Origin of the sequence: Micrococcus sp. GPGPB33 (genome assembly GCF_037853785.1) — a bacterium.
Classification (GTDB): domain Bacteria; phylum Actinomycetota; class Actinomycetes; order Actinomycetales; family Micrococcaceae; genus Micrococcus; species Micrococcus luteus.
Map to the genome: position 1 here is coordinate 1,154,771 of NZ_JAQMWO010000002.1, position 20,936 is coordinate 1,175,706.

Here is a 20,936-nt window from a genome sequence, read left to right on the forward strand (position 1 = left end):
CGCGCCACCCGTCAGGCGAGCGAGTCCTCCCAGGCCCGGTGCAGCGCCGCGAACCGCCCGTCGGCCGCCACCAGCTCGGCGGGGCTGCCGTCCTCGACAATCCGGCCGTCGTGCATCACGAGCACCCGGTCGGCGGTCTCGACGGTGCTGAGCCGGTGGGCGATGATCAGTGCCGTCCGGTTCCCCAACAGCCGCTCCAGCCCGGCCTGCACGAGTCGCTCGCTCGGCAGGTCCAGCGACGACGTCGCCTCGTCCAGGATCAGCACGGCGGGGTCCGCGAGGAACGCCCGCGCGAACGACACGAGCTGCCGCTGTCCCGCGCTCAGCCGCCCGCCGCGCTTGGCGACGTCGGTCGCGTAGCCCTCGGGCAGCCCCAGGATGAAGTCGTGCGCCCCCACCGCCCGGGCGGCCGCCTGGATCTCGGCCTCGGTGGCGTCGGGCCGGCCGAGGGCGATGTTCTCCGCGATCGACCCGGAGAACAGGAACGCCTCCTGGGTCACCATCACCACGTTGCGCCGCAGATCCGCCTGGCTGAGCTCGCGCAGCTCCACCCCGTCCAGCGTCAGCGAGCCGGCAGAGACGTCGTAGAACCGGGCGATGAGCTTGGCCAGCGTCGACTTGCCCGCACCCGTCTGGCCCACCACGGCCACGGTCTGCCCGGCCGGGATCACGAGGTCGAACTCCGGCAGCACCACCCGGTCCGGTCCGTAGCTGAACACCGCGTCCCGGAACTCCACCCGCCCGGACGCCACGCCCGTCCCCGGAGCGTCGGCCCCGGGCAGCGGCGTGGGCTCGGCGGCCTCCACCACGGTGGGCTCCTCCTCGAGCAGGCCGGAGACCTTCTCGAGCGCCGCCGTCGCGGACTGCAGCGACGAGTAGAACATCGCCACCATCTCCATGGGCTGGAACACGCGCCGTCCGGCCAGCAGGAGCGCCACGAGCACCCCCACCTCGAGGTCGCCGTCGAGGACGCGCAGGCCCCCGGTCACGAGCAGCGCCGCCACCGTCAGGTTGCCCGTCGCCACGAGCACCGGCTGCAGGATGCCGAACAGGTTGAGCGTGGCCACCATGTCGTCCCGGTAGGCCGTGGCCAAGTCGCGGTACCGCGCGTCGTTGTCCCGTTCCCGCCGGAAGGCCTGGACCGCGCGGATGCCGGTCATGGTCTCCACGAAGTGCACGATCGACCGCGCCGAGGACACCCGTGACCGCCGGTACGCCTCCTCGGACCGCACCTGGTACCAGCGCGTCACGATCGCCACCGGCACGGCCGCGCCCAGCAGCACGAGGAACGACGGCGGGTCCAGCAGCAGGATGGACGCCGCGGTGAACGACATGAACATCAGCCCGGACACGAGCGAGGACACGCCCTGGTCCAGCAGCTCCCGCAGCGCCTCCAGGTCCGAGGTCTGCCGCGAGATCACCCGCCCGGACGTGTACCGCTCGTGGAAGCCGAGGCTCAGCCGCTGCGTGTGCCGGAACACGCGCAGCCGCAGGCTCAGCAGCATGGCCTGGCTCGCCCGCGCGGTGAGCCACGTGTACGCCCCCAGGAGGCCGCCGGAGATGAGGGCCGCCGCCACGTACGCCCCGCCCACGGGGACGAGGATGGGCCAGACGGATTCGCCGGCCCGCACGGCCTCGACGACGCGCGGCAGCTCCGCGTCGATCGCCCAGGCGATGATCAGCGGCCCGGCCGCCCGCGCCGCGTTGGACACGAGCACGAAGACCACGGTGAGCAGCAGCGTCCCCCGGACCGGCCGCGCGAGCTCGCCGAGCAGGCGGAAGGATCGGCGCCGGATGTGGCGGCGCTCCGCGCGGGTGTAGTCGAGGTCCTCTTCGGCCCCCACGCCGCGCACGCGGCTCACGTCGGCGGCGCTCATGCCTGCTCCTCCGGTCGGCTCGAGATGATGTGCCGGTACACGGCGCTGCGGGCCAGCAGTTCGGGGTGCGTCCCCACGTCCTCGATCCGCCCGTCCGCCAGCACCGCGACCCGGTCCGCGAGGGCCACGGTGGAGGGACGGTGCGCCATGATCAGGGTGGTCGTCCCGTCGAGGACCTCGCGCAGGCGCGCGGTCACGGCCTCCTCGGTGCGCACGTCGAGGGCGGAGAGGGGGTCGTCCAGCACGAGCACGTCCGGGCGTGCCGCGATCGCGCGGGCGAGGGCGATCCGCTGGCGCTGTCCGCCGGAGAGGCTGAGGCCCTCCTCGCCGATCTCGGTCTCGACGCCGTCCGCCAGGTCCGCCACGAAGCCCGCCTGCGCGGTCTCGAGCGCGAGGTCGAGCAGGGCGTCCGCCGCGGGGGAGTGGAGGCCGTCCGCGAGCACGTCCGCCGGGGCGCCGAGCAGCACGTTCTGCCGGATGGTCGCGGAGAACAGCGTGGCGTCCTCGAATGCCACGGACACCCGCCGGCGCAGCTCCTCGAGCGGCATCCGGCGCACGTCCATCCCGTCCACGCAGACGGAGCCCGCCGTGACGTCGAGCAGCCGGGGGACCAGCTGCAGCAGCGTCGACTTGCCGGCGCCGGTCGCGCCGACCAGGGCCATCGTCTCGCCGGGCACCAGCTCGAGGTCGACGCCGTCGAGCAGGTCGCGCTCCCCGCGCCCCGGGTCCGCGTCCGGCCAGCGGAAGCGCACCCCGCGGAACGCGAGCGCGCCGGTGGCCGGGGGCACGACGGCGGCCTCCCCGGTGGGCGAGGCGATGTCCACGGGCGTGGCGAGGACGTCCACGTGGCGGTCGATCGCCGTGCGGGCCGAGAGCGTCATGCCCATCAGCTGGCCCACCGACTCGACCGGCCCGGCCAGCACGGCCGCGGTGGCGAAGTAGGCGGCGAGCGCGCCCACCGTCAGCTCCCCGGTCGCCACGAGCCACAGGCCCAGGGCGAGGCCCAGGCCCAGCACCGTCTCCGGCAGGGCCACGATGAGCGCGATGAACCGGGCCAGCACCGAGGCCTTGTGCACCTCGGTGCCCTGCAGCGTGCGGGCGCGCCCGCGGAAGCCGTCGAGGGCGTGCGCGCCGCGGCCGAACGCCTTGAGGACGCGGATGCCGTGCACCGACTCCTCGACGGACGTGGCGAGGTCCCCGGCCTGGTCCTGGGAGAGCCGGGACGCGGCGCGGAAGTCGTTGCGGAACCCGAACGACGCCCACATGATCGGCACGGCCGCGGCGAGGTAGAGCAGGGCCAGCTGCCAGGACAGCAGGAACAGCAGGACGAGGCCGACGGCGATGGTCACCACGTCCACCACGAGCATGACCGAGCCGAACGCGATCCACCGCCGCAGCAGCGAGAGGTCGCCCTGGGCCCGGGAGAGCAGCTGCCCCGAGGGCCACGCGTCGTGGAACGCCACCGGCAGGCGCTGGAGCCGTTCGAACAGGGCGATGCGCGCCCGGTTCTCCACCCCGGCGGCCGGCGGGAGGATGAAGTACCGGCGCAGGCCGATGAACGCGGCCTCGGCGAGGCCGAGCACGGTGAGCAGGCCGGCGGCCCGCCACACGTCCGCGCGGGAGTCGGGGGAGGAGGGCCCGGCGAGCACAGTCTGCGTGAACACGGTGTCCACGAGCAGGTGGATGACCTGCGGGATGGCCAGGGCCACGAGGCCCGCCGCCGTGGCCGAGGCGAGCCCGAGCACCCAGCGCGCCCGCACGCCCTCGAGGTACGGTGCGATCCCGCCCAGGGCGTCACGCAGGGACGAGGCGGCGGGAGAGGTGGCGCGGGTCACGGGGCTCCACTGTACCCGCGGCCGCGGACGGGACAGGCGGCTCAGCCCCGCGGGACCAGGTCCAGCACCACGGCCTCGGGCCGGCACGCGAACCGCACGGGCGCGGACGGCGCGGTCCCCAGGCCGGCCGACACCTCGAGGGGGACGGTCCGCCCCGCGGCCGTCCACGTCGAGACCCCGGAGGCCTGTCGGCGGGGCAGGTCGCAGTTGGTGACGAGCGCGCCGAGGAACGGCACGCACACCTGCCCGCCGTGGGTGTGGCCGGCGAGCAGCAGGTCGGCGCCGTCGGCGGTCATGGCGTCCAGCACGCGGCGGTACGGGGCGTGGGTGACGCCCAGCCGGAACCGCCCGTCGTCGCCGGGCCGCCCGGCGCCGTCGTCGGGCGCGGAGCCGGGGAAGCCGGCCCAGGCGTCCAGACCGAGGTGCGGGTCGTCGGTGCCGGCGGCGAGGACCTCGAGCGTGGTCCCGGCGCGGGTCGGCACGGCCAGAGCGGCGCCCCGGTTCGTCAGGTCGGCCCAGCCGGCGGCGCGGAACGCGCCGAACAGGACGTCGGAGGGAAGCCGGGGCCGGTCCGCGTCCATGCGCGAGGGGCCCGCGAAGTACCGGAGGGGGTTGGCCGCCTTGGGCGCGTAGTAGTCGTTGGAGCCGGGCACGAACACGCCGGGCCGCGCCAGCAGCGGCCCGAGCGCGTCGAGCACGAGCGGCACCGACGCCGCGGCGGACACGTTGTCACCCGTGTTGACCACGAGGTCCGGCTCGAGTGCATCCAATCCGCGCAGCCACGCCCGCTTGGCCCGGTGCCGGGGCAGCAGGTGGATGTCCGAGAGGTGCAGCACCCGCAGCGGCGCCGACCCGGCCGGCAGCACGGCCAGTCGGTGCGTGCGCACCGTCCGGGCCTCGGCCTCGGCGAGGCCCCAGGCCAGGCCGAGGCCCGCCGTCGCGGCCAGCCCGGCGGCGGCAGGCGCTGCGGCGCGGAACATGCGCCGGGCGGGGGAGGCGGCGGGGCGCATCGCGGTCAGAAGCCCGGGACCGCCTGGGGCTGCGGCCCGCCCCGGTCCAGGTCGTCGATGGTGAACTGGCGTCCGTCCGGGTGCTCGCCGGCCTCGCCCGGGTCCTCCGACTGCGGGCCGTCCCACTCGGGCAGTTCACCCGGCGGGAACTTCTCCTTGGCCAACTGGTTGTACTCGAGCCAGGACGGGCCGTTGATGGAGGTCGAGTAGAACGGGTTTCGGACCTCGCCGTTGACGGTCTCGCCCGTCATGGACTTCAGGTTGTTGTAGCGGCCGGTCCACACGGCGGTGGCCAGCTTGCTGGTGAATCCGACGAACCACGTGGAGGACACGTTGTCGTTCGTGCCCGTCTTGCCGCCGAACTCGTAGCCGGCGCCCTCCTCGGCGATGTTGAAGCCGCCGATGTGGCGCAGGACCGGCATCAGCTCCCGGACGTGGTCCGGGTCGATGACCTGGTCGCACTGCGGGTCGGCGACGTCGTACTGGTTGCCGGCGGTGTCCGTGACCTCCAGGATAGCGCGCGGCTCGCAGTACAGGCCGTTCGCGGCGATGGCGGCGTACGCGCCGGCCAGGGAGAGCGGGGCCACCGAGTCCTTGCCGAGCAGGAAGGACGGGTCGTCCGGCTGCAGCGGGGAGCTGTCCAGGGCGCGGGTGATGCCCAGCTGGGTGGTGAGGCTCGTGATGTCGCACAGGTCCAGCTGGTACGCGGTGGCGACGGTCGGGGTGTTCACGGACCAGAAGAGGCCCTCGTCCACGCGCACCTGCCGCAGCATGTTCGGGATCACGTTCTTGAACTGCCAGGTGCCGCCGATCGTGGTGTAGCCGCCCGGGCGGCACGAGGCCGCGAAGCGCGTGCCCGTGGGGTAGACGTTCCGGGAGGCGTCCACGGAGTCGACCAGGCGGTTGCCGTTGCGCAGCCACGTCAGGGCCACGAAGGGCTTGAGCGTGGAGCCGGCCTGGAAGCCCTGGCCGCCGCCCCACTGCTTGTCCACGTTGAAGTTCAGCGAGGTGTGGCCGAGCTCGTCCTGGATGGCGTACTCGGTGTTCTGGGCCATGGTGCGGATGTTGCCGGTGCCGGCCTCCACCGAGGTGAGCGCGTGGCCGGCGCCCAGCGACTCGTTGTTGGGCACGGAGGCGCGCAGGTTCTTCTCGGTCTCCTTCTGGAGCGTCGAGTCGATCGTCGTGCGGATGGTGAGTCCGCCGCGGTCCAGCAGGGCCTGCCGGGACTGGACGTCCGGGCCGAACGTGGGGTCGGCAAGGATCTGCCGCTCCACGTAGTCGCAGAAGTAGGCGCCGAACTTGGCGTAGAGGCAGCCCGAGGGGCGGGACTCCATCACCACCTCCATCGGCTGGGCGACGGCGTGGTCGTACTCCTCCTGGGAGAGGTAGCCGTTGTCCTTCATCGCGTTCAGCACGAGGTTGCGCCGCTCCGTGGCCTCCTCCGGATTGCGGGCCGGGTTGAACCGGGTGGGGGACTGGACCATGCCGGCCAGCGTGGCGGCCTCCCAGCTCTCCAGGTCGGCGGCGGACTTGCCGAACACGTACTGCGAGGCGGCCTCGACCCCGTAGGCGCGGCCGGAGAACAGCACGATGTTGAGGTAGCCCTCGAGGATCTCGTCCTTCGACATCTGCTTCTCGACGGCGACGGCGAGCTTGATCTCCTTGACCTTGTCCGCGATGTTCTTGGAGCCGGAGAGGGTGAGGCGGGAGTCGCCGCGGATCTGCTGCACGTTCACCAGCATGTTGTTCACGAACTGCTGGGTGAGGGTGGAGGCGCCCTGCGTGGAGTCGGAGGTGGCGTTGTTCACGGCAGCGCGGATGAGGCCGCGCGCGTCCACGCCGTCGTGATCGTAGAAGCGCTCGTCCTCGATGGCCACGATCGCGTGCTGCATGTGCTCCGAGATCTCGTCCAGCGGGACCGGGGTGCGGTTCTCCTCGTAGAAGACGGCGATCTCCTCACCGTCCTCCGAGAGGATGCGCGACGGCACGGAGACCGGCTCCGTGGGCAGCTCGTCCGGCAGCTCGTCCAGCATCTCCCGGCCCGACGCGGCGGCGACACCGGCCAGGCCCGCGACGGGCAGCAGGAGGGCCGCCACGAGCAGGCCGGCCACCGCCGAGAGGCCCACGAAGGCGAGGAGGCGGCCGAGGGCGCTCGAGGGCGCGGGGAAGCGGGTCGTGCGGGAGGCCATGGGCGCGAGTGTAGCGCGGGCACCTGGGACCTCTTCCGGGGTCCGCGCCGGTGGCTAGGGTGGGTCCCATGACTCAGCAGACGCAGTGGGAGTACGCCACGATCCCCCTCCTCATCCACGCGACCAAGCAGATCCTCGACCAGTGGGGCGAGGACGGCTGGGAGCTCGTCACGGTGATCCCGGGCCCCGAGGGGAACAACCCCGTGGCCTACCTCAAGCGTCCGAAGGCGGCGTGAACGTGACGGAGCAGTCCTCGGCCCCCACCTGGGGCGACGGCGCCGTCGCGGCCCGCCTCGCGGAGCTCGGCATCGACCGACCCGCCGTCGCGGCGCCGGTCGGCTCCTACGTCCCGGCGCTGCGGGACGGCGACCTCGTGCTGACCTCCGGCCAGCTCCCCTTCGTGGCCGGCGCCCTGCCCGCCACCGGCAAGGTGGGCGCGGAGGTCACCCCCGAACGCGCCCAGGAGCTCGCGCGGGCATGCGCCGTGAACGCGGTGGCCGCGGTGCACGAGCTGGTGGGCGACCTGGACCGGGTCGCCCAGGTCGTCAAGGTCGTCGGCTTCGTGGCCTCCGACCCCGCGTTCACCGGTCAGCCCGGCGTGGTGAACGGCGCCTCGGACGTGCTGGCCGAGATCTTCGGCGAGGCCGGCCGCCACGCGCGCTCCGCCGTCGGCGTGGCCGTGCTGCCCATGGACGCTCCCGTCGAGGTGGAGATCACCGTCCGTGTCCGCTGACCCGGCCGGCCTGCTGCTGCCGGTCCCGGGGCAGGAGGAGGACCTCACCCGCCAGTGGCTGGACCGGCGCTTCCGCCAGGTCCGCCCCGCCCGGCCCGGGTCGTCCGTCGTGCTCGTGCGGGACGGCGACGACGGCCCGGAGGTCTTCCTCCGTCACCGCGCGGGACGCACCCCGCTCGGCCGCGTGGGTCTGCCCGGCGGCGCGCTCATCGAGTCCGACGCCGACTCCTGCCCGTGGTACGGGCCCGAGCCCTCCCAGTGGGCCCGCACGTTCGGGACCACGGACCGGCGGCGTGCGCGGCAGCACGTGGTGGCCGCCGTCCGTGAGCTCCACGACGAGGCCGGAGTGCTCCTCGCCGGTCGCTCCGACACGGACGTCGTGTCCACGGCGCGCATCGAGACCTGGGGCGGGGGCCGCAGCTCCCTCGAGGAGGGCTCGGAGAGTCTGCCCCATCTGCTGGCCGCGCGTGGCCTCGGGGTGCGCGCCGACCTGCTGCGCCCCGTCATGCGCTGGCGATCCGCGCCCCACGTCCACCGACGCTTCGACACGGCCGTGTTCGCCACGATGACCCCACCGCTGCAGTCCGCGCCGGCATCCGAGGAACCCGGTCCCGAACTTCAGGCGTGGGTGCCCGCGCGTCGCGCGCTCGCCGGCCCACTGCGGCTGCCCGGACCCGCCGGGGCGGAGGGCACGGCACCCTTCGACCAGGTGGCGACCCCGCTGACGCAGGTGATCGTGCGTCGGGTCGCGGCGCACCGGACGGCCGCCGCCTTCCTGCTCTCCGTCACGCCCTGTGTCCGGCGTGGTCCCGTGCCGGAATACCATCTGGTCACCGAGGCCGGCGACGACGGCACCCCCGGATGCGCGTGGAGCGGGCCACCCGGGACTGACCGGGGTGGCCCGCTCCACGGCAGGGCGGGGGCGTCAGCGCGAACGCTGACGCAGACGCTGCAGGTCCAGGATGACCACGGCGCGGTTCTCCAGGCGGATCCAGCCGCGCTGAACGAACTCGGCCAGGGCCTTGTTCACGGTCTCGCGGGACGCGCCCACCAGCTGGGCGAGCTCCTCCTGCGTGAGGTCGTGCGCCACCAGCAGGCCGTCCGCGGCCGGGCGGCCGAAGCGGTCCGCGAGGTCCAGGAGCGCCTTGGCCACGCGGCCCGGCACGTCCGAGAACACCAGGTCCGCCAGGGATTCGTTGGTCTTGGACAGGCGCTGGGCCAGGGCCTGGAGCAGCTGGACCGACACGTCCGGCGACGAGGCGATGGCGCGGCGCAGGTTCTCGTGGCGCAGACCGGCCAGGCGCGTGGCGGAGACCGCGGTGGCGGTGGCGTTGCGCGGGGCGGGGTTGAACAGGGCCATCTCGCCGAAGATCTCGCCGGGGCCGAGCACGGCCACGAGGTTCTCGCGGCCGTCCGAAGCGGTGCGGCCGAGCTTGATCTTGCCGGACATGATCACGTACAGCTGATCGCCCTGGTCGCCCTCGTGGAACGCGGACGCGCCGCGGGAGAGCTCCACCTCGGTCAGCTCCGAGGTGAGGATGGCGAACACCTCGTCGTCCAGGTTGGTGAACAGCGGAGCCTTCCGCAGAACCTCGAGATCCATGTGTGCGTGTCCTCTCTGTGGGCAGTTCCTCACACCGCGGCGGAGGAGCCGCCCGGTTCACTGGCGTCCATTGTGCCCCATACCCCCGTGCGGGCCGATACCCTGGATCCTCGACCGGGCGCGCGGGCGGTCCCCGTGCGTGGCCGGTGCCGTCGCATCCGAAGGAGGTCGCCCATGCCGCTGGGTCTGACGTGGCTGGACGTCCTGCTCATCGTCGCGCTCGCGATGCTCCTGGTCCAAGGTCACCGTCGTGGCCTGTGGGTGGTGCTGGGCAACCTCGTCGGCCTGGTCGGCGGTGCCGCGATCGCGTTCTACGCCCTGCCGGAGGTGGCGGAGTTCGTCACCGCGCCGCAGTGGCGGTGGGCCGCGCTGATCGCCACCCTCGTCCTGCTCGTGGCGGCGGGCCAGTACGTGGGCGCCGCCATCGGCGAGGCGATCCGGCTGCGCGTGAACCTGCCGGCCCTGCGACTCGTCGACCGCCTGCTCGGCGCGCTCGCCGCCGGTCTCGCGGGCGCCCTCGTCCTCTGGCTCGTGGCGTTCTCCATCGCGGCCTCCGGCTCCACCGCGGTCACCCGTGAGGTGAACCGCTCGCAGGTGATCACGGCGCTGGACACCGTGATGCCCGACTCGCTCCTGGCCTGGGCCGCCCGCTCGCGCTCCGCCGTCGCCGACCTGGACGTGCTGCCGGAGCTCGAGCTGCCCGCCCCCGTCCCGGAGTCCGACGACGGCGTCCGCGCCGCCCCGGCCCCGGCCGCGACGCCGGGTCTGCCCTCGGCCGCCTCCTCCCCGTCCGACACCGCGACGTCCGCCCCGTCCGCCTCGGCGACCCCCGAGGAGCCCGACGACGCCGCCGCGCCGTCGGCCACGACGACCGCCCCCGCCTCGTCGACGTCGACGGCCGCCCCCTCGACTCCCGCCGCCTCCTCGGCGTCGGCCGCCGTCGTCCGGCTGACCGGGACGGCCGCGCAGTGCAGCCAGGTGCAGAGCGGCTCGGGCGTGGCCGTGGCCCCGGACCGCGTGCTCACGAACGCGCACGTGGTCCTCGGCGTGGACGCCCCCACCGTGACGGACCGCGCCCGCGGCGTGCACGCGGCGCGGATCGTCCACCTGGACACGGCGCACGACCTCGCCGTCCTGGCGGTCGACGACGCGAACCTGCCCGTCATGCCGGTCGGCGCCGAGCTGACGGGCGGCGCGTCGGCCTCCGTCCTGGGCTATCCCGACGGCGGCCCGTTCGCCTCCACCCCCGCGACCGTGCAGGCCGTCGGCGAGGTGCCGCTCGGCGACGTCCTGACCGGTGCCGCGAGCATGGTGGACGTCTACACCCTCGCGGCGGACATCCGCCACGGCTACTCGGGCGGCCCGGTGGTGGACACGGCCGGGAACCTGGCCGGTCTGGTGTTCGCCCGGGCCCCGGGCTCGGACGCCGTCGGCTACGCCCTGACGGCGGACACCATCGCCCCCGTCGTCGCCGCGGCCCCGGAAATGACGGCCACGGTCCCTTCGGGGGACTGCGTCCCGGGCGGCTGAGCCGGCGCCGCGCCACGCGCCTGATGCCCGCATTCCGGACCGGACTGTCCGGCAACGGCCCGTGTCGACTATTGTGTCCTCCGTCACACTCGAGTTTTTCCCGACCCCCGGAGGTCCTGCATGTCCAGCACCGTCTCCGCGCCCGCGTCGGCGCCGAAGCGCACCCGGGAGGAGTTCACCGGCCGGTGGGCCTTCATCCTGGCGGCCATCGGCTCCGCCGTGGGCCTCGGCAACATCTGGCGCTTCCCCTACGTCGCCTATGAGAACGGCGGCGGCGCGTTCGTCATCCCCTACCTGATCGCGCTGCTCACCGCGGGCATCCCGCTGCTGTTCTTCGACTACGCGATCGGCCACCGCTTCCGCGGCTCCGCGCCGCTGGCGTTCCGGCGCCTGTCCCGGTGGACCGAGACCGTCGGCTGGTGGCAGGTGCTCATCTGCGTCGTCATCGGGATCTACTACGCCGCGATCATCGGCTGGGCGATCATGTACACCTGGTTCTCCGTGGACCAGCGGTGGGGCGACGACCCGGAGACCTTCCTCATGGGCGACTACCTGCAGGTCGCCGACGACCCGTCCCCGTCCTTCGACGTCGTCTCGGGCGTCTTCTGGCCCATGCTCGCCGTCTGGGTGATCACGCTGCTCATCATGGGCTTCGGCGTGCGCCGGGGCGTGGCCCTGGCCTCGATGGTCGGCATCCCGCTGCTCGTCGTGATGTTCCTGATCCTCGTCGGCATCGCCCTCACCCTGCCGGGCGCCGCCCAGGGCCTGGACGCGCTGTTCACGCCGAACTGGGCCGCGCTGGCGGACCCGGGCGTCTGGATCGCCGCCTACGGTCAGATCTTCTTCTCGCTGTCCGTCGGCTTCGGCATCATGATCACCTACGCTTCCTACCTCAACCGCCGCACGAACCTCACCGGCTCCGGCCTGGTGGTCGGCTTCTCCAACTCGGGCTTCGAGATCCTGGCCGGCATCGGCGTGTTCTCCGCCCTGGGCTTCATGGCGCAGGCCTCCGGCGTGTCCGTGGCCGAGGTGGCCGGCAGCGGCATCGGCCTGGCGTTCATCGCCTTCCCCACCCTGATCTCGCAGGCCCCGCTCGGCGCCCTGATCGGCGTGCTGTTCTTCGGCTCGCTCGTGGTCGCCGGCTTCACCTCGCTGATCTCGATCCTCGAGGTCGTCATCTCCGCCGTGAAGGACAAGCTCGGCTGGGGCCGCTGGACGGCCACGATCGTGGTGATCGGCCTGTCCGGGGTGGTCTCCCTCGCCCTGTTCTCCACCACCACGGGCCTGCAGATGCTGGACACCATGGACGCGTTCGCCAACAACTTCGGCATCGTGGGCGCGGCGCTCCTGTCGGTGCTCCTGGTCACCGGTGCGCTGGGCTCGGCCCGTCGCATCACGGCGCACCTCAACGCCGTCTCCTCCTTCAAGGTCGGCCGCGGGTACGTGCTGCTGATCGGCGTGCTCATGCCGATCGTGCTCGCCTACATCTGGCTCTCCTGGATCATGAAGGTGATCGCGGAGGGCTATGAGGGCTACCCGGGCGACTTCCTCGGCGTCTTCGGCTGGGGCATCGCGCTCGGCTCCGTCGCCCTGGCGATCCTGCTCTCCCTGATCCCGTGGTCCCGCAAGTCCAACCTCTACGCCGAGGACCTGGACAGCGAGATCCACGGCGACCTCATCCCGCACAACGCCGTGCCCGAGGGCACCGTCCCCACCGGCGCCCTGCCGGTGGTGCCCGCGGCCGCCACCCGGAAGGAGCTCTGACCGATGAGCACCGCAGCGATCGTCATGATGTCCCTGGCCATCCTCCTGGTGTGGGGCGGCCTCGCGGTCTCCGCCGTCCACCTGCTCCGCCACCCGGACGACTCCTCGGGCGACCTCGCCATCGAGGACGAACTGGCCCCCGCCGTGTGGGAGCGCGAGGATGGCCGTCTCGACGCGCAGCACCGGTGAGTCGATGAGGGCCCCCGGTCCGTCCGCAGCGGCCCCGTCCGCGGCCTCGGTCGCCGACGGGGCCGCGGGCGTGGTCTCCGCCTCCCTGCCGGTCGTGGCGGTGGACGGGAGCCTGCCGGCCCCGCCCTACCGGCAGATCGTGGACGCGGTCCTGGCCGGCGTCGCCTCCGGATCCCTCGCCCGCGGGGACCGACTGCCGCCCGTGCGTGCGCTCGCGGCCGAGCTCGGCGTGGCACCGGGCACCGTGGCCCGGGCCTACAAGGAGCTCGAGGCGCACGGCACCATCCGCACCCGGGGGCGCGCGGGCACGTTCGTGGCCGCCTCGGCGGACGCCCGCGCGGACGCCGCGCACCAGGCCGTGCGCCGCTGTCTCGACACCCTGCTCGAACGCCTCGGCTACACGCCCGACGAGGCCGTGGAGCTGGTCCGGCGGGACGCGGCCGCCCGCGCCTGAGCCGGGCCCGCCCACCGACGACGCCGCCCCGGACCGCACACAGCGTGCGGACCGGGGCGGCGTCGTCGTGCCGGCTCAGGCCTTCGGGGCGAGCGTCTCCACGATGCGCTGCATGACCGTGGGGTCGGCCAGCGTGGTGGAGTCGCCCGGGTCGCGGCCCTCGGCCACGTCCTTGAGCAGGCGGCGCATGATCTTGCCGGAGCGCGTCTTGGGCAGCTCGGGGACCACGAGCACGCGCTTGGGCTTGGCGATGGGGCCGATGTTCTTGCCCACGTGCTGCCGCAGCTCCTCCTCGACCTCGGCGACGTCGCGATCGGCCGCGGCGGCGTCCTCGGTGAGCAGGACGAACGCGACGACCGCCTCGCCCGTGGTCTCATCCTTCGCGCCGACCACCGCGGACTCGGCCACGGACGGGTGCGCCACGAGGGAGGACTCGATCTCGGTGGTGGACAGGCGGTGGCCGGAGACGTTCATGACGTCGTCCACGCGGCCCAGCAGCCAGATGTCGCCGTCCTCGTCGTAGCGGGCGCCGTCGCCGGCGAAGTACATGCCGGGGAAGCGGGACCAGTAGGTCTCCTTGAAGCGCTCCCGGTCGCCCCAGATGCCGCGCAGCATGGACGGCCACGGCTCGCGCACCACGAGGAAGCCCGCGCTCGTGTCCGTCATGGGCTCGCCGAGCTCGTCCACGACCTCCAGCACGACGCCGGGCACCGGCCTCTGGGCGGAACCGGGCTTGAGGGTGGTCACGCCGGGCAGCGGGGTGAGCATGTGGGCGCCTGTCTCGGTCTGCCACCAGGTGTCCACGATGGGGCAGCGGCCGGCGCCGATGACCTCGTGGTACCAGCGCCAGGCCTCCGGGTTGATGGCCTCGCCCACGGAGCCGAGCACGCGCAGGCTGGAGAGGTCGTACTCGTCCGGGATGTGCCGGCCCCACTTCATGAACGTGCGGATCGCCGTCGGCGCCGTGTAGAGGATGCTCACGCCGTACTTCTGCACGATCTCCCACCAGCGGCCCTGGTGCGGGGAGTCCGGGGTGCCCTCGTAGATCACCTGGGTGGCGCCGTTGACCAGCGGCGCATAGGCGACGTAGGAGTGCCCGGTGACCCAGCCGACGTCGGCGGTGCACCAGAAGACGTCCGACTCCGGGTGCAGGTCGAAGGTGTCGTGGTGGGTGGCCGCGGCCTGCACGAGGTAGCCGCCGGTGGTGTGCAGGATGCCCTTCGGCTTCCCGGTGGTACCGGAGGTGTAGAGGATGTAGAGCGGGTGCTCGGCGTCGTGCCACACGAGCTCGTGCTCGTCGGACTGGGCGTCCACGACGTCGTGCCACCACAGGTCGCGGCCCTCGGTCATCTCGACCTCGGCCTCGTTGCGGCGGACCACGAGCACGTGCTCGGCGGTGTGGCCGGGCGCGGAGAGGGCCTGGTCCACGGCGGGCTTGAGCATGGAGGGCTTGCCGCGGCGGAAGGAGCCGTCGGCCGTGACGACGAGCTTGGCCTCGGCGTCGTCCACGCGGGAGCGCAGGGCGTCGGAGGAGAAGCCGCCGAAGACCACGGAGTGGACCGCGCCGATGCGCGCGCACGCGAGCATCGTGATGACGGCCTCCGGGATCATCGGCAGGTAGACGGCCACGCGGTCTCCCTTGGTCACGCCGAGGGACTCGAACGCGTTGGCGGCGCGCCGGACCTCGGCGGCCAGGTCGGCGTAGGTGTAGGTCCGGGTGTCGCCGGGCTCGCCCTCGAAGTGGATGGCCACGCGGTCGCCGTGGCCGGCCTCGACGTGGCGGTCCAGGGCGTTGTACGCGGCGTTGGTGGTGCCGCCGACGAACCACTTCGCGAAGGGCGCGTCGGACCAGTCCAGGACGTCGGTGAAGTCCTGCTCCCAGTGCAGGATCTCGCGGGCGCGGCGGGCCCAGTAGGCCAGGCGGTCCTCGGCGGCCTCCTCGTAGAGGTCGGCTCCGGCCACCGCCTGGGCGGCGAACTCGGTCGGGGGCGGGAACGTGGGGATCTGCTCGTCCATCGACGGGGTCCTTTCGGGGTGGTGCGGTCGGTGCGCGGCACGGATGTGACGCGTCCCACACTAGTCTCCCGCCTCAGCATGCCGCGCGCGGCGTCGTCGCCACAAATCCTCGGGTCCTGTGTGTCGCATCGCACCCAGAAGCGGGGGCCGGACGCGGTGCGGACGTCGGCATGTGCCCCGCTCCCTAGGATGGTCGGACCTGAGCGGATCGCACGAAGGCGGGAGGACGCGCGGATGGAGACGGAGTCGACGGGCACGCCGACCGGGGAGACCCGGCTGGCCCTGGTGCGCCGGGCGCGGCGGATCGACCGGATCCTGGCCGAGACGTACCCGTACGCCGTCGCCGAGCTGGACTTCGAGACGCCGTTCGAGCTGCTCGTGGCCACGGTGCTGTCCGCCCAGACCACCGACGTGCGCGTCAACGCGGCCACGCCGGCGCTGTTCGCCCGCTTCCCGGATGCCCACGCGATGGCGGCGGCCACCGAGCCCGAGCTGCAGGAGCTCGTGCGCTCCACGGGGTTCTACCGGAACAAGGCCTCGGCGATCCTGCGGCTGTCCCAGGAGCTCGTGGCCCGGCACGACGGCGAGGTCCCCGCCCGTCTCGAGGACCTCGTGGCGCTGCCCGGGGTGGGGCGCAAGACCGCGTTCGTGGTGCTCGGCAGCGCCTTCGGCCAGCCCGGGATCACGGTGGACACGCACGTCGGCCGGCTGGCCCGACGCCTGGGGTTCACGGACGAGACCGACCCGGTGAAGGTGGAGCACGCCGTGGGCGCCCTGTTCCCGCGCCGTGACTGGACGATGCTCTCCCACCGGCTGATCTTCCACGGCCGCCGCGTGTGCCACGCGCGCCGCCCGGCGTGCGGGGCGTGCCCGATCGCCCGCTGGTGCCCGTCCTACGGCGAGGGGGAGACCGACCCCGAGCGGGCGCGCGCCCTGCTCGCCTACGAGCTCAAGCCCGGCCGGGAGGAGCTGCTCGAGCTCCTGCGCGCGGGGCGGACGCGCCGCGAGCTGCGCGCGCTCGGCCACGGACTGGAGGCCTGACCGCCCGGCTGGTCCACCCGCTCAGCCCGCGGTGAGGCCCGCGAGGATCGCGTCGACGGCCCGGCGCGCGTGCACCCCCACGCCCGCGAGCGTGGCCGAGGCGGCCCCGCACCAGTCGTCGTAGCCGAGCAGGTGCAGCCCCGGCACGTCCACCGAGGCGGTCGGCAGCGCACGCTCCGTCGCCGGCGCCCCGGAGGGGCGGCGGGTCAGCTCGAGGCTCCGCAGGTGGCGCAGGTCCGCCCGGAAGCCCGTGCACCAGACGACGTCGTCCACCGGGTGCTCGGTGCCGCGCACCCGGGCCGCGGCGCGGCTGGCGGCGGGCCAGCCGTGGCTCGCGCCGGCGTCGTGGTCCCAGCGGACGCCGTCCGGCGTGAGCGCGGTGGGCGCGGGGACCGCGTGGAGCCCGGCCTCGTCGCGGGCGCGGATCACCGAGGGCACCATGACGATGTCCCCGAGGTCGCCCACGCGCGCCTCGGAGCGGCCCAGCACGCGCGCCGAGGCCCGGTCGAAGAGCACCCGCCCGTCCACGTCGTCCGGCATGAACCGGGGCGGACGCCGGGTGGCCCACGTGGTGGCGACACCCGCCAGCAGCAGGTCAGCCGCGATCTGGGCGCCCGAGTTGCCGCCGCCCACCACGAGGACGCGCCGCCCGGCGAACGCGTCGGGGGAGCGGTACGCGGCGGAGTGCCGCTGCGTGCCGCCGAAGCGGTCGGCGCCCGGGAGAGCCGGCACGAACGGGCGGGTGAACGAGCCGGTCGCGGAGACCACCGCGCGGGCGCTCAGGGCCGTGCCGTCCTCGAGCCGCAGGGTGAACGGCGGGGACGCGGCGGCGTCGTGCGTCACCTCCGCGACACGCACGCCCCGGCGCACCGGCAGCCCGTAGCGGTCCTCGTAGTCGGCCAGGTAGGCGACGACGTGCCCGGCGTCCGGGGTGCCGGGACCGGGCGACGGCGGCATGGGTCGGCCCGGCAGGGAGGAGTGCTCGGCGGGGGAGAACAGGCGCAGGGAGTCCCAGTGGTGCGGCCACGCGCCGCCGGGCTGGGCGGACGCGTCGAGCAGGACGAACGACGGCGGCGGGCCCGGCCGGCGCCCGCGGTCGACGTCCCGCGCGGCCCGGGCCAGGAAGTAGCCGACCGCCAGTCCGGCCTGTCCGGCGCCGATCACCGCGACGTCCACCGGATCCGGGGACGCGGCGTCCGCCGGGGGCGAGGTCAGGGGAGCCGTCATGCCCCGAGGCTACGACCGGCGGCTAGCGTGGGGGCTATGCCTGAGACCCCCGCGAGCCCCCGCCCGACCTCCCGCGACGCCGCCGGGACGTCCGAGGCGTCGCTGACGGGTGCGCGGGACCAGCTGGCGGACCTCGTGGCCCGGTGGGGCACGGCCCCTGCGGACGCGCCCGGTCACCACGACCCGGCCTCGCTCACCACCATCCCGCCCGAGGCCGTGCCGATGTGGGGCTTCGAGTGGCCCCGGTCCGGCGATCCGCGCCCCTCCGCCGTGCTGATCCTGTTCGGCGCCCTCGACGACGTCCCCGCCCGTCACGACGCCGAGCGCGTGCACCCGCACGTGGACGTGCTGCTGACCCAGCGCGCCGCCACCCTGCGCCAGCACGCCGGGCAGATCGCGTTCCCCGGCGGTCGCGTCGACCCCGAGGACGCCGACGTCGTGGCCACGGCCCTGCGCGAGGCGCAGGAGGAGACCGGCTTGGACCCGGCCGGCGTGGAGGTCCTGGGCGTGCTGCCGGCGGTGCCGGTGGTGGTCTCCGGGCACGTGGTGCACCCGGTGCTCGGGTGGTGGCGGGACCCCAGTCGCGTGGCGGTGGTCGACCAGGCCGAGGCCGCGGCCGTGTTCCGGATGCCGGTCGCGGACCTGGTGGACCCCGCGAACCGGTGCCGCGTGGCCCGGCCCGGCGGCCGCCGCGGCGAGACGCCGGGCTTCCTCGTGGGCGAGCGCCTGGTGTGGGGGTTCACGGCGGCGCTGCTGGACCGTGTGCTGGCGCTGCTGGGCTGGGACGTGCCGTGGGACGACTCCCGCGTGCGCGACGCGCGGACCCACGAGATCCTGCGCGGTTGACGGCTGCGCGGCGCCGTCCGCTCCTGCACAGGCGCCGGGGGGTGGGCACGTGTCCCCAGCCGGACGACCGGGGCAGGCGGGCGCGCGGGCGAGGCGGTGGACTGGACGGGCCGGCGGCCGCGGACCGCGGCGGCCGCCCCCCATCCCGCAGGAGGTCCGCCATGCGCCCGTTCGTCCCCGCCGCCCCGGCCCGCCCGCCCCGGGGCCGACGGTCCCGCCTCGCCCCGCCCGAGGTCGGCCGACGGTTCCCGTGGCCCCGCACCGGTGCGGCCGAGCCGGAACGCACGCAGGTCGCCGCGCCGCCGCTCGCCGCACCCGCAGCAGGCCCCTGCGGGCTGGACGTCGCCGCCGTGCGCCGACGCGTGGCCGAGGCCCGCGCGTCGGCCGCGGACGGTGCGGAGCCGCCGCTGGCCCCGCTGATCGCCGAGGCCCTCGACGCGCCGATCGACGACCCGCGCGTGGCGGCGCTGGTCGATGAGCTCGACGGCTTCGGCCCGCTCGCACCCTGGGTGCGCACCCCGGGCGTGACTGACGTGCTCGTGGACGGCGCGGGCGCGGTGTGGACCGACGGGGACGAGGGCCTCGTCCGCCGCCCCGGTCGGCTCGACCCCGAGACCGCCGGGGCGCTCGCGGTGCGGCTGCTGCACCGGGCCGGCCGCCGCCTCGATGCGGCGGTGCCGCTGGCCGACGCCCGCGTGGGCGGCGTGCGCGTCCACGCGGTCCTGCCCCCGGTCAGTGGCGGCGGCACCCTGCTGAGCCTGCGGATCCCGGCCGCGACGACGCCGTCGCTGGCCGCGCTGGCCGACGGCTGGCCGGACGGCGCCCTCTGGGCCGACGCCCTCGAGGCGCTCGTGCGCGACCGCGCCACCGTCCTGGTCAGCGGCGCGACCGGGGCGGGCAAGACCACCCTGCTCTCCGCGGCCCTCGGCCGGGTGCCGGGGGACGAACGGATCGTCGTCGTGGAGGACACGGCCGAGGCCGCGCCCGATCACCCGCACGTGGTCGCCCTGCAGTGCCGCGCCGCCAACGCGGAGGGCGCCGGCGAGGTCGGACTGGCCGAGCTCGTCCGCCACGCGCTGCGGATGCGGCCGGACCGGCTCGTGGTCGGCGAGTGCCGCGGCGCCGAGGTGGCCGATGTCCTCACCGCCCTGAACACGGGCCACCAGGGCGCGTGGGGCACCCTGCACGCCAACGCCGCCGCCGAGGTGCCCGCCCGGCTGACGGCCATGGCCTCCCTGGCCGGCTGGCGGCCCGAGACGGTGGCCGCGCAGGCCCGCGCCGGCGTGGACGCCGTGCTGCACCTCGCCCGCGACGGCCACGGGCGGCACCCCGTCGAGCTCGCCGTCCCGGACCCGCGCGCCGACGGGTTCGCCCTGCTGCCCGCCCTCACGTGGCGACCCGGGACGGAGGCGGCGGGCGGGCGGACCATCGAGGGACCCGGCGTGCCCGCGCTCGCGGCCCGGCTCGCGGGGCGGAGCGGCCGGTGAGCACGACGACGGCGGCCGGGCAGGCACGACGGTCGCGCGCTGGGCGTGCCGCGGCGCTGCTGCCCTGGCGGGCGGGGCGGCCGACGCCGGAGGAGGAGACGGAGGTGCTCGTCGGCGTGCTGCGCCGCTGGGCCGCCCTCGTCTCGGCCGGCCTGACCGAGGAGCAGGCCTGGCGGGAGACCGCGTGCACCCTGCCCGCCTGCGGGCCGGGCCCGAGCGAGGCGGGCACCGCGTGCTGTGCCCATCACCGCGCCCGACGCCGGGCCGAGGCGCTGGCCTGGGATGTGCCGGCGTCGCATGCGCCGACCGGGGAGGCTGCGACCGGCCGTGGCGGCGGGACCCCGTCCTGGCGGACCGGCGCACGGGACCCGGGCTGGGCGCTGGTCGACGCGACGCTCGCGGCCGGGGCCCGGGCGGGCGCGGCCCCCGCAGCCGTGGCCCGGCGGCTGGCCCACAGCCTCGAGGCGGACGTGGACGCGGCCCGGGCCCGCCGCTCAGCCGCGGCGGGGCCGGGCGCGACGTCCCGACTGCTGCAGTGGCTGCCCCTGGGCGGCCTCGGCCTCGCGTGGCTGCTCGGCACCTCCCCGTGGGACCTGGTCCGCTCGCCCTTCGGCGCCGTGGTCGCCGGGGTGGGGCTGCTGTTCTGGCTGGCCGGGCGGTCCTGGACGCGCCTGCTGCTGCGTTCGGCCGCGCGCGAGCCGGCGGCCGTGGGCGCCGCCGTCGTGCTGGACGTGCTGGCGGCGCTGCTCAGCGCCGGCCGATCCCTGCCCGCCGCGCTGGACGACCTCGGCCGGACCCTGCCGGGCGCCCGCGACCTGCGCGCCACGGCGGCGCTGCTGCTCTGGGGCCGGGACTGGGACGAGGCGTGGGCGGGCCTCGACACGGACCCGGTGTGGACCGAGACCGCCGCCCGACTGCGACCGCTGCACCGGTCCGGGATGGCCGGCGCCCGCACGCTGGCCGAGACCGCCGCTGCCGTCCGTCAGCAGACCCGGCGGGCCGACGAACGGGCGGCCGAGGAGCTCGCCGTGCGCCTGGTGATGCCGCTGGGGCTGTGCCTGCTGCCCGCCTTCGTGTGCTGGGGCGTGGTGCCCGTCGTCATGGCCCTGCTCGGGGCGGGACCGGGCTGAGGCCG

At 74.8% G+C, this 20,936-nt stretch carries 17 protein-coding genes; 10 read left to right on the top strand and 7 right to left on the bottom strand.

Annotation, left to right across the window (positions count from 1 at the left end):
- Window positions 1-11 precede the first annotated feature (11 nt).
- The 4 genes from POD19_RS05545 to POD19_RS05560 are packed head-to-tail and all read right to left on the bottom strand — an operon-like array spanning window position 12 to window position 6,911.
- Window positions 12-1,877, bottom strand: coding sequence for an ABC transporter ATP-binding protein (locus POD19_RS05545; RefSeq protein WP_101966071.1), 1,866 nt, complete (start codon window positions 1,875-1,877; stop codon window positions 12-14).
- Window positions 1,874-3,712, bottom strand: coding sequence for an ABC transporter ATP-binding protein (locus tag POD19_RS05550; protein WP_101966072.1), 1,839 nt, complete (start codon window positions 3,710-3,712; stop codon window positions 1,874-1,876). Before POD19_RS05550 ends, POD19_RS05545 begins: the two co-directional genes overlap by 4 nt.
- A 41-nt stretch (window positions 3,713-3,753) precedes the next feature.
- Window positions 3,754-4,722, bottom strand: coding sequence for a metallophosphoesterase (locus POD19_RS05555; RefSeq protein ID WP_036314271.1), 969 nt, complete (start codon window positions 4,720-4,722; stop codon window positions 3,754-3,756).
- Between the two features lie 5 nt (window positions 4,723-4,727).
- Complete coding sequence (locus POD19_RS05560) at window positions 4,728-6,911, bottom strand: transglycosylase domain-containing protein (protein ID WP_336637442.1); 2,184 nt, start codon at window positions 6,909-6,911, stop codon at window positions 4,728-4,730.
- Window positions 6,912-6,979: 68 nt separating this feature from the next.
- On the opposite strand from POD19_RS05560, the gene POD19_RS05565 reads away from it, so the two are divergent.
- Together POD19_RS05565 and POD19_RS05570 are read left to right on the top strand one after the other, a co-directional pair.
- Window positions 6,980-7,147, top strand: coding sequence for a DUF4177 domain-containing protein (locus POD19_RS05565; protein ID WP_010080276.1), 168 nt, complete (start codon window positions 6,980-6,982; stop codon window positions 7,145-7,147).
- Entirely contained in the window at window positions 7,144-7,644 is a 501-nt protein-coding gene (locus POD19_RS05570) for a RidA family protein (RefSeq protein ID WP_020628330.1), read from the top strand. The genes POD19_RS05565 and POD19_RS05570 overlap by 4 nt, the downstream gene beginning before the upstream one ends.
- Before the next feature lie 925 nt (window positions 7,645-8,569).
- Here the strand turns inward: POD19_RS05570 and POD19_RS05575 are convergent.
- On the bottom strand, window positions 8,570-9,247 hold the full coding sequence (locus POD19_RS05575; RefSeq protein WP_002854021.1) for a Crp/Fnr family transcriptional regulator: 678 nt from the start codon (window positions 9,245-9,247) through the stop codon (window positions 8,570-8,572).
- Between the two features lie 174 nt (window positions 9,248-9,421).
- Here POD19_RS05575 and POD19_RS05580 point away from each other — a divergent pair, with 174 nt between their 5' ends.
- The 4 genes from POD19_RS05580 (at window position 9,422) to POD19_RS05595 (ending at window position 13,184) form a co-directional block, all read left to right on the top strand.
- Window positions 9,422-10,777, top strand: coding sequence for a MarP family serine protease (locus POD19_RS05580; RefSeq protein WP_041103985.1), 1,356 nt, complete (start codon window positions 9,422-9,424; stop codon window positions 10,775-10,777).
- Between the two features lie 120 nt (window positions 10,778-10,897).
- Window positions 10,898-12,541: a sodium-dependent transporter gene (locus POD19_RS05585; protein WP_041103987.1), complete on the top strand. Its 1,644-nt coding sequence runs from the start codon at window positions 10,898-10,900 to the stop codon at window positions 12,539-12,541.
- 3 nt (window positions 12,542-12,544) lie between these two features.
- A complete protein-coding gene (locus tag POD19_RS05590) occupies window positions 12,545-12,730 on the top strand; it encodes a methionine/alanine import family NSS transporter small subunit (RefSeq protein WP_049144840.1) in 186 nt (61 codons plus the stop codon).
- On the top strand, window positions 12,702-13,184 hold the full coding sequence (locus tag POD19_RS05595) for a GntR family transcriptional regulator (RefSeq protein WP_049144842.1): 483 nt from the start codon (window positions 12,702-12,704) through the stop codon (window positions 13,182-13,184). Before POD19_RS05590 ends, POD19_RS05595 begins: the two co-directional genes overlap by 29 nt.
- A gap of 75 nt (window positions 13,185-13,259) precedes the next feature.
- Here POD19_RS05595 and acs read toward each other — a convergent pair whose 3' ends face one another.
- Window positions 13,260-15,200: an acetate--CoA ligase gene (gene acs, locus POD19_RS05600; protein ID WP_061867654.1), complete on the bottom strand. Its 1,941-nt coding sequence runs from the start codon at window positions 15,198-15,200 to the stop codon at window positions 13,260-13,262.
- Between the two features lie 234 nt (window positions 15,201-15,434).
- Here acs and nth point away from each other — a divergent pair, with 234 nt between their 5' ends.
- The gene (gene nth, locus POD19_RS05605; protein ID WP_070709151.1) at window positions 15,435-16,241 is read left to right on the top strand and encodes an endonuclease III; all 807 of its coding nucleotides are present in this window, start codon (window positions 15,435-15,437) and stop codon (window positions 16,239-16,241) included.
- A 21-nt stretch (window positions 16,242-16,262) separates the two neighbouring features.
- Here the strand turns inward: nth and POD19_RS05610 are convergent, their stop codons facing one another.
- Complete coding sequence (locus POD19_RS05610) at window positions 16,263-17,468, bottom strand: NAD(P)-binding domain-containing protein (RefSeq protein WP_102708564.1); 1,206 nt, start codon at window positions 17,466-17,468, stop codon at window positions 16,263-16,265.
- A gap of 36 nt (window positions 17,469-17,504) precedes the next feature.
- Here POD19_RS05610 and POD19_RS05615 point away from each other — a divergent pair, with 36 nt between their 5' ends.
- The 3 genes from POD19_RS05615 to POD19_RS05625 all read left to right on the top strand — a co-directional run bounded on the left by POD19_RS05615 (window position 17,505) and on the right by POD19_RS05625 (window position 20,931).
- On the top strand, window positions 17,505-18,314 hold the full coding sequence (locus tag POD19_RS05615) for an NUDIX hydrolase (RefSeq protein ID WP_041103998.1): 810 nt from the start codon (window positions 17,505-17,507) through the stop codon (window positions 18,312-18,314).
- Window positions 18,315-18,475: 161 nt separating this feature from the next.
- On the top strand, window positions 18,476-19,801 hold the full coding sequence (locus POD19_RS05620) for a CpaF family protein (RefSeq protein WP_002856982.1): 1,326 nt from the start codon (window positions 18,476-18,478) through the stop codon (window positions 19,799-19,801).
- Window positions 19,798-20,931, top strand: coding sequence for a type II secretion system F family protein (locus POD19_RS05625; protein ID WP_102708565.1), 1,134 nt, complete (start codon window positions 19,798-19,800; stop codon window positions 20,929-20,931). The genes POD19_RS05620 and POD19_RS05625 overlap by 4 nt, the downstream gene beginning before the upstream one ends.
- Window positions 20,932-20,936 lie beyond the last annotated feature (5 nt).

Coding starts and splice junctions, on each gene's coding strand:
- POD19_RS05545 (WP_101966071.1), bottom strand. CDS start 1,877: ATGAGCGCCGCCGACGTGAGCCGCGTGCGCGGCGTGGGGGCCGAAGAG.
- POD19_RS05555 (WP_036314271.1), bottom strand. CDS start 4,722: ATGCGCCCCGCCGCCTCCCCCGCCCGGCGCATGTTCCGCGCCGCAGCG.
- POD19_RS05560 (WP_336637442.1), bottom strand. CDS start 6,911: ATGGCCTCCCGCACGACCCGCTTCCCCGCGCCCTCGAGCGCCCTCGGC.
- POD19_RS05565 (WP_010080276.1), top strand. CDS start 6,980: ATGACTCAGCAGACGCAGTGGGAGTACGCCACGATCCCCCTCCTCATC.
- POD19_RS05575 (WP_002854021.1), bottom strand. CDS start 9,247: ATGGATCTCGAGGTTCTGCGGAAGGCTCCGCTGTTCACCAACCTGGAC.
- POD19_RS05580 (WP_041103985.1), top strand. CDS start 9,422: ATGCCGCTGGGTCTGACGTGGCTGGACGTCCTGCTCATCGTCGCGCTC.
- POD19_RS05585 (WP_041103987.1), top strand. CDS start 10,898: ATGTCCAGCACCGTCTCCGCGCCCGCGTCGGCGCCGAAGCGCACCCGG.
- POD19_RS05590 (WP_049144840.1), top strand. CDS start 12,545: ATGAGCACCGCAGCGATCGTCATGATGTCCCTGGCCATCCTCCTGGTG.
- POD19_RS05595 (WP_049144842.1), top strand. CDS start 12,702: ATGGCCGTCTCGACGCGCAGCACCGGTGAGTCGATGAGGGCCCCCGGT.
- acs (WP_061867654.1), bottom strand. CDS start 15,200: ATGGACGAGCAGATCCCCACGTTCCCGCCCCCGACCGAGTTCGCCGCC.
- nth (WP_070709151.1), top strand. CDS start 15,435: ATGGAGACGGAGTCGACGGGCACGCCGACCGGGGAGACCCGGCTGGCC.
- POD19_RS05610 (WP_102708564.1), bottom strand. CDS start 17,468: ATGACGGCTCCCCTGACCTCGCCCCCGGCGGACGCCGCGTCCCCGGAT.
- POD19_RS05615 (WP_041103998.1), top strand. CDS start 17,505: ATGCCTGAGACCCCCGCGAGCCCCCGCCCGACCTCCCGCGACGCCGCC.
- POD19_RS05620 (WP_002856982.1), top strand. CDS start 18,476: ATGCGCCCGTTCGTCCCCGCCGCCCCGGCCCGCCCGCCCCGGGGCCGA.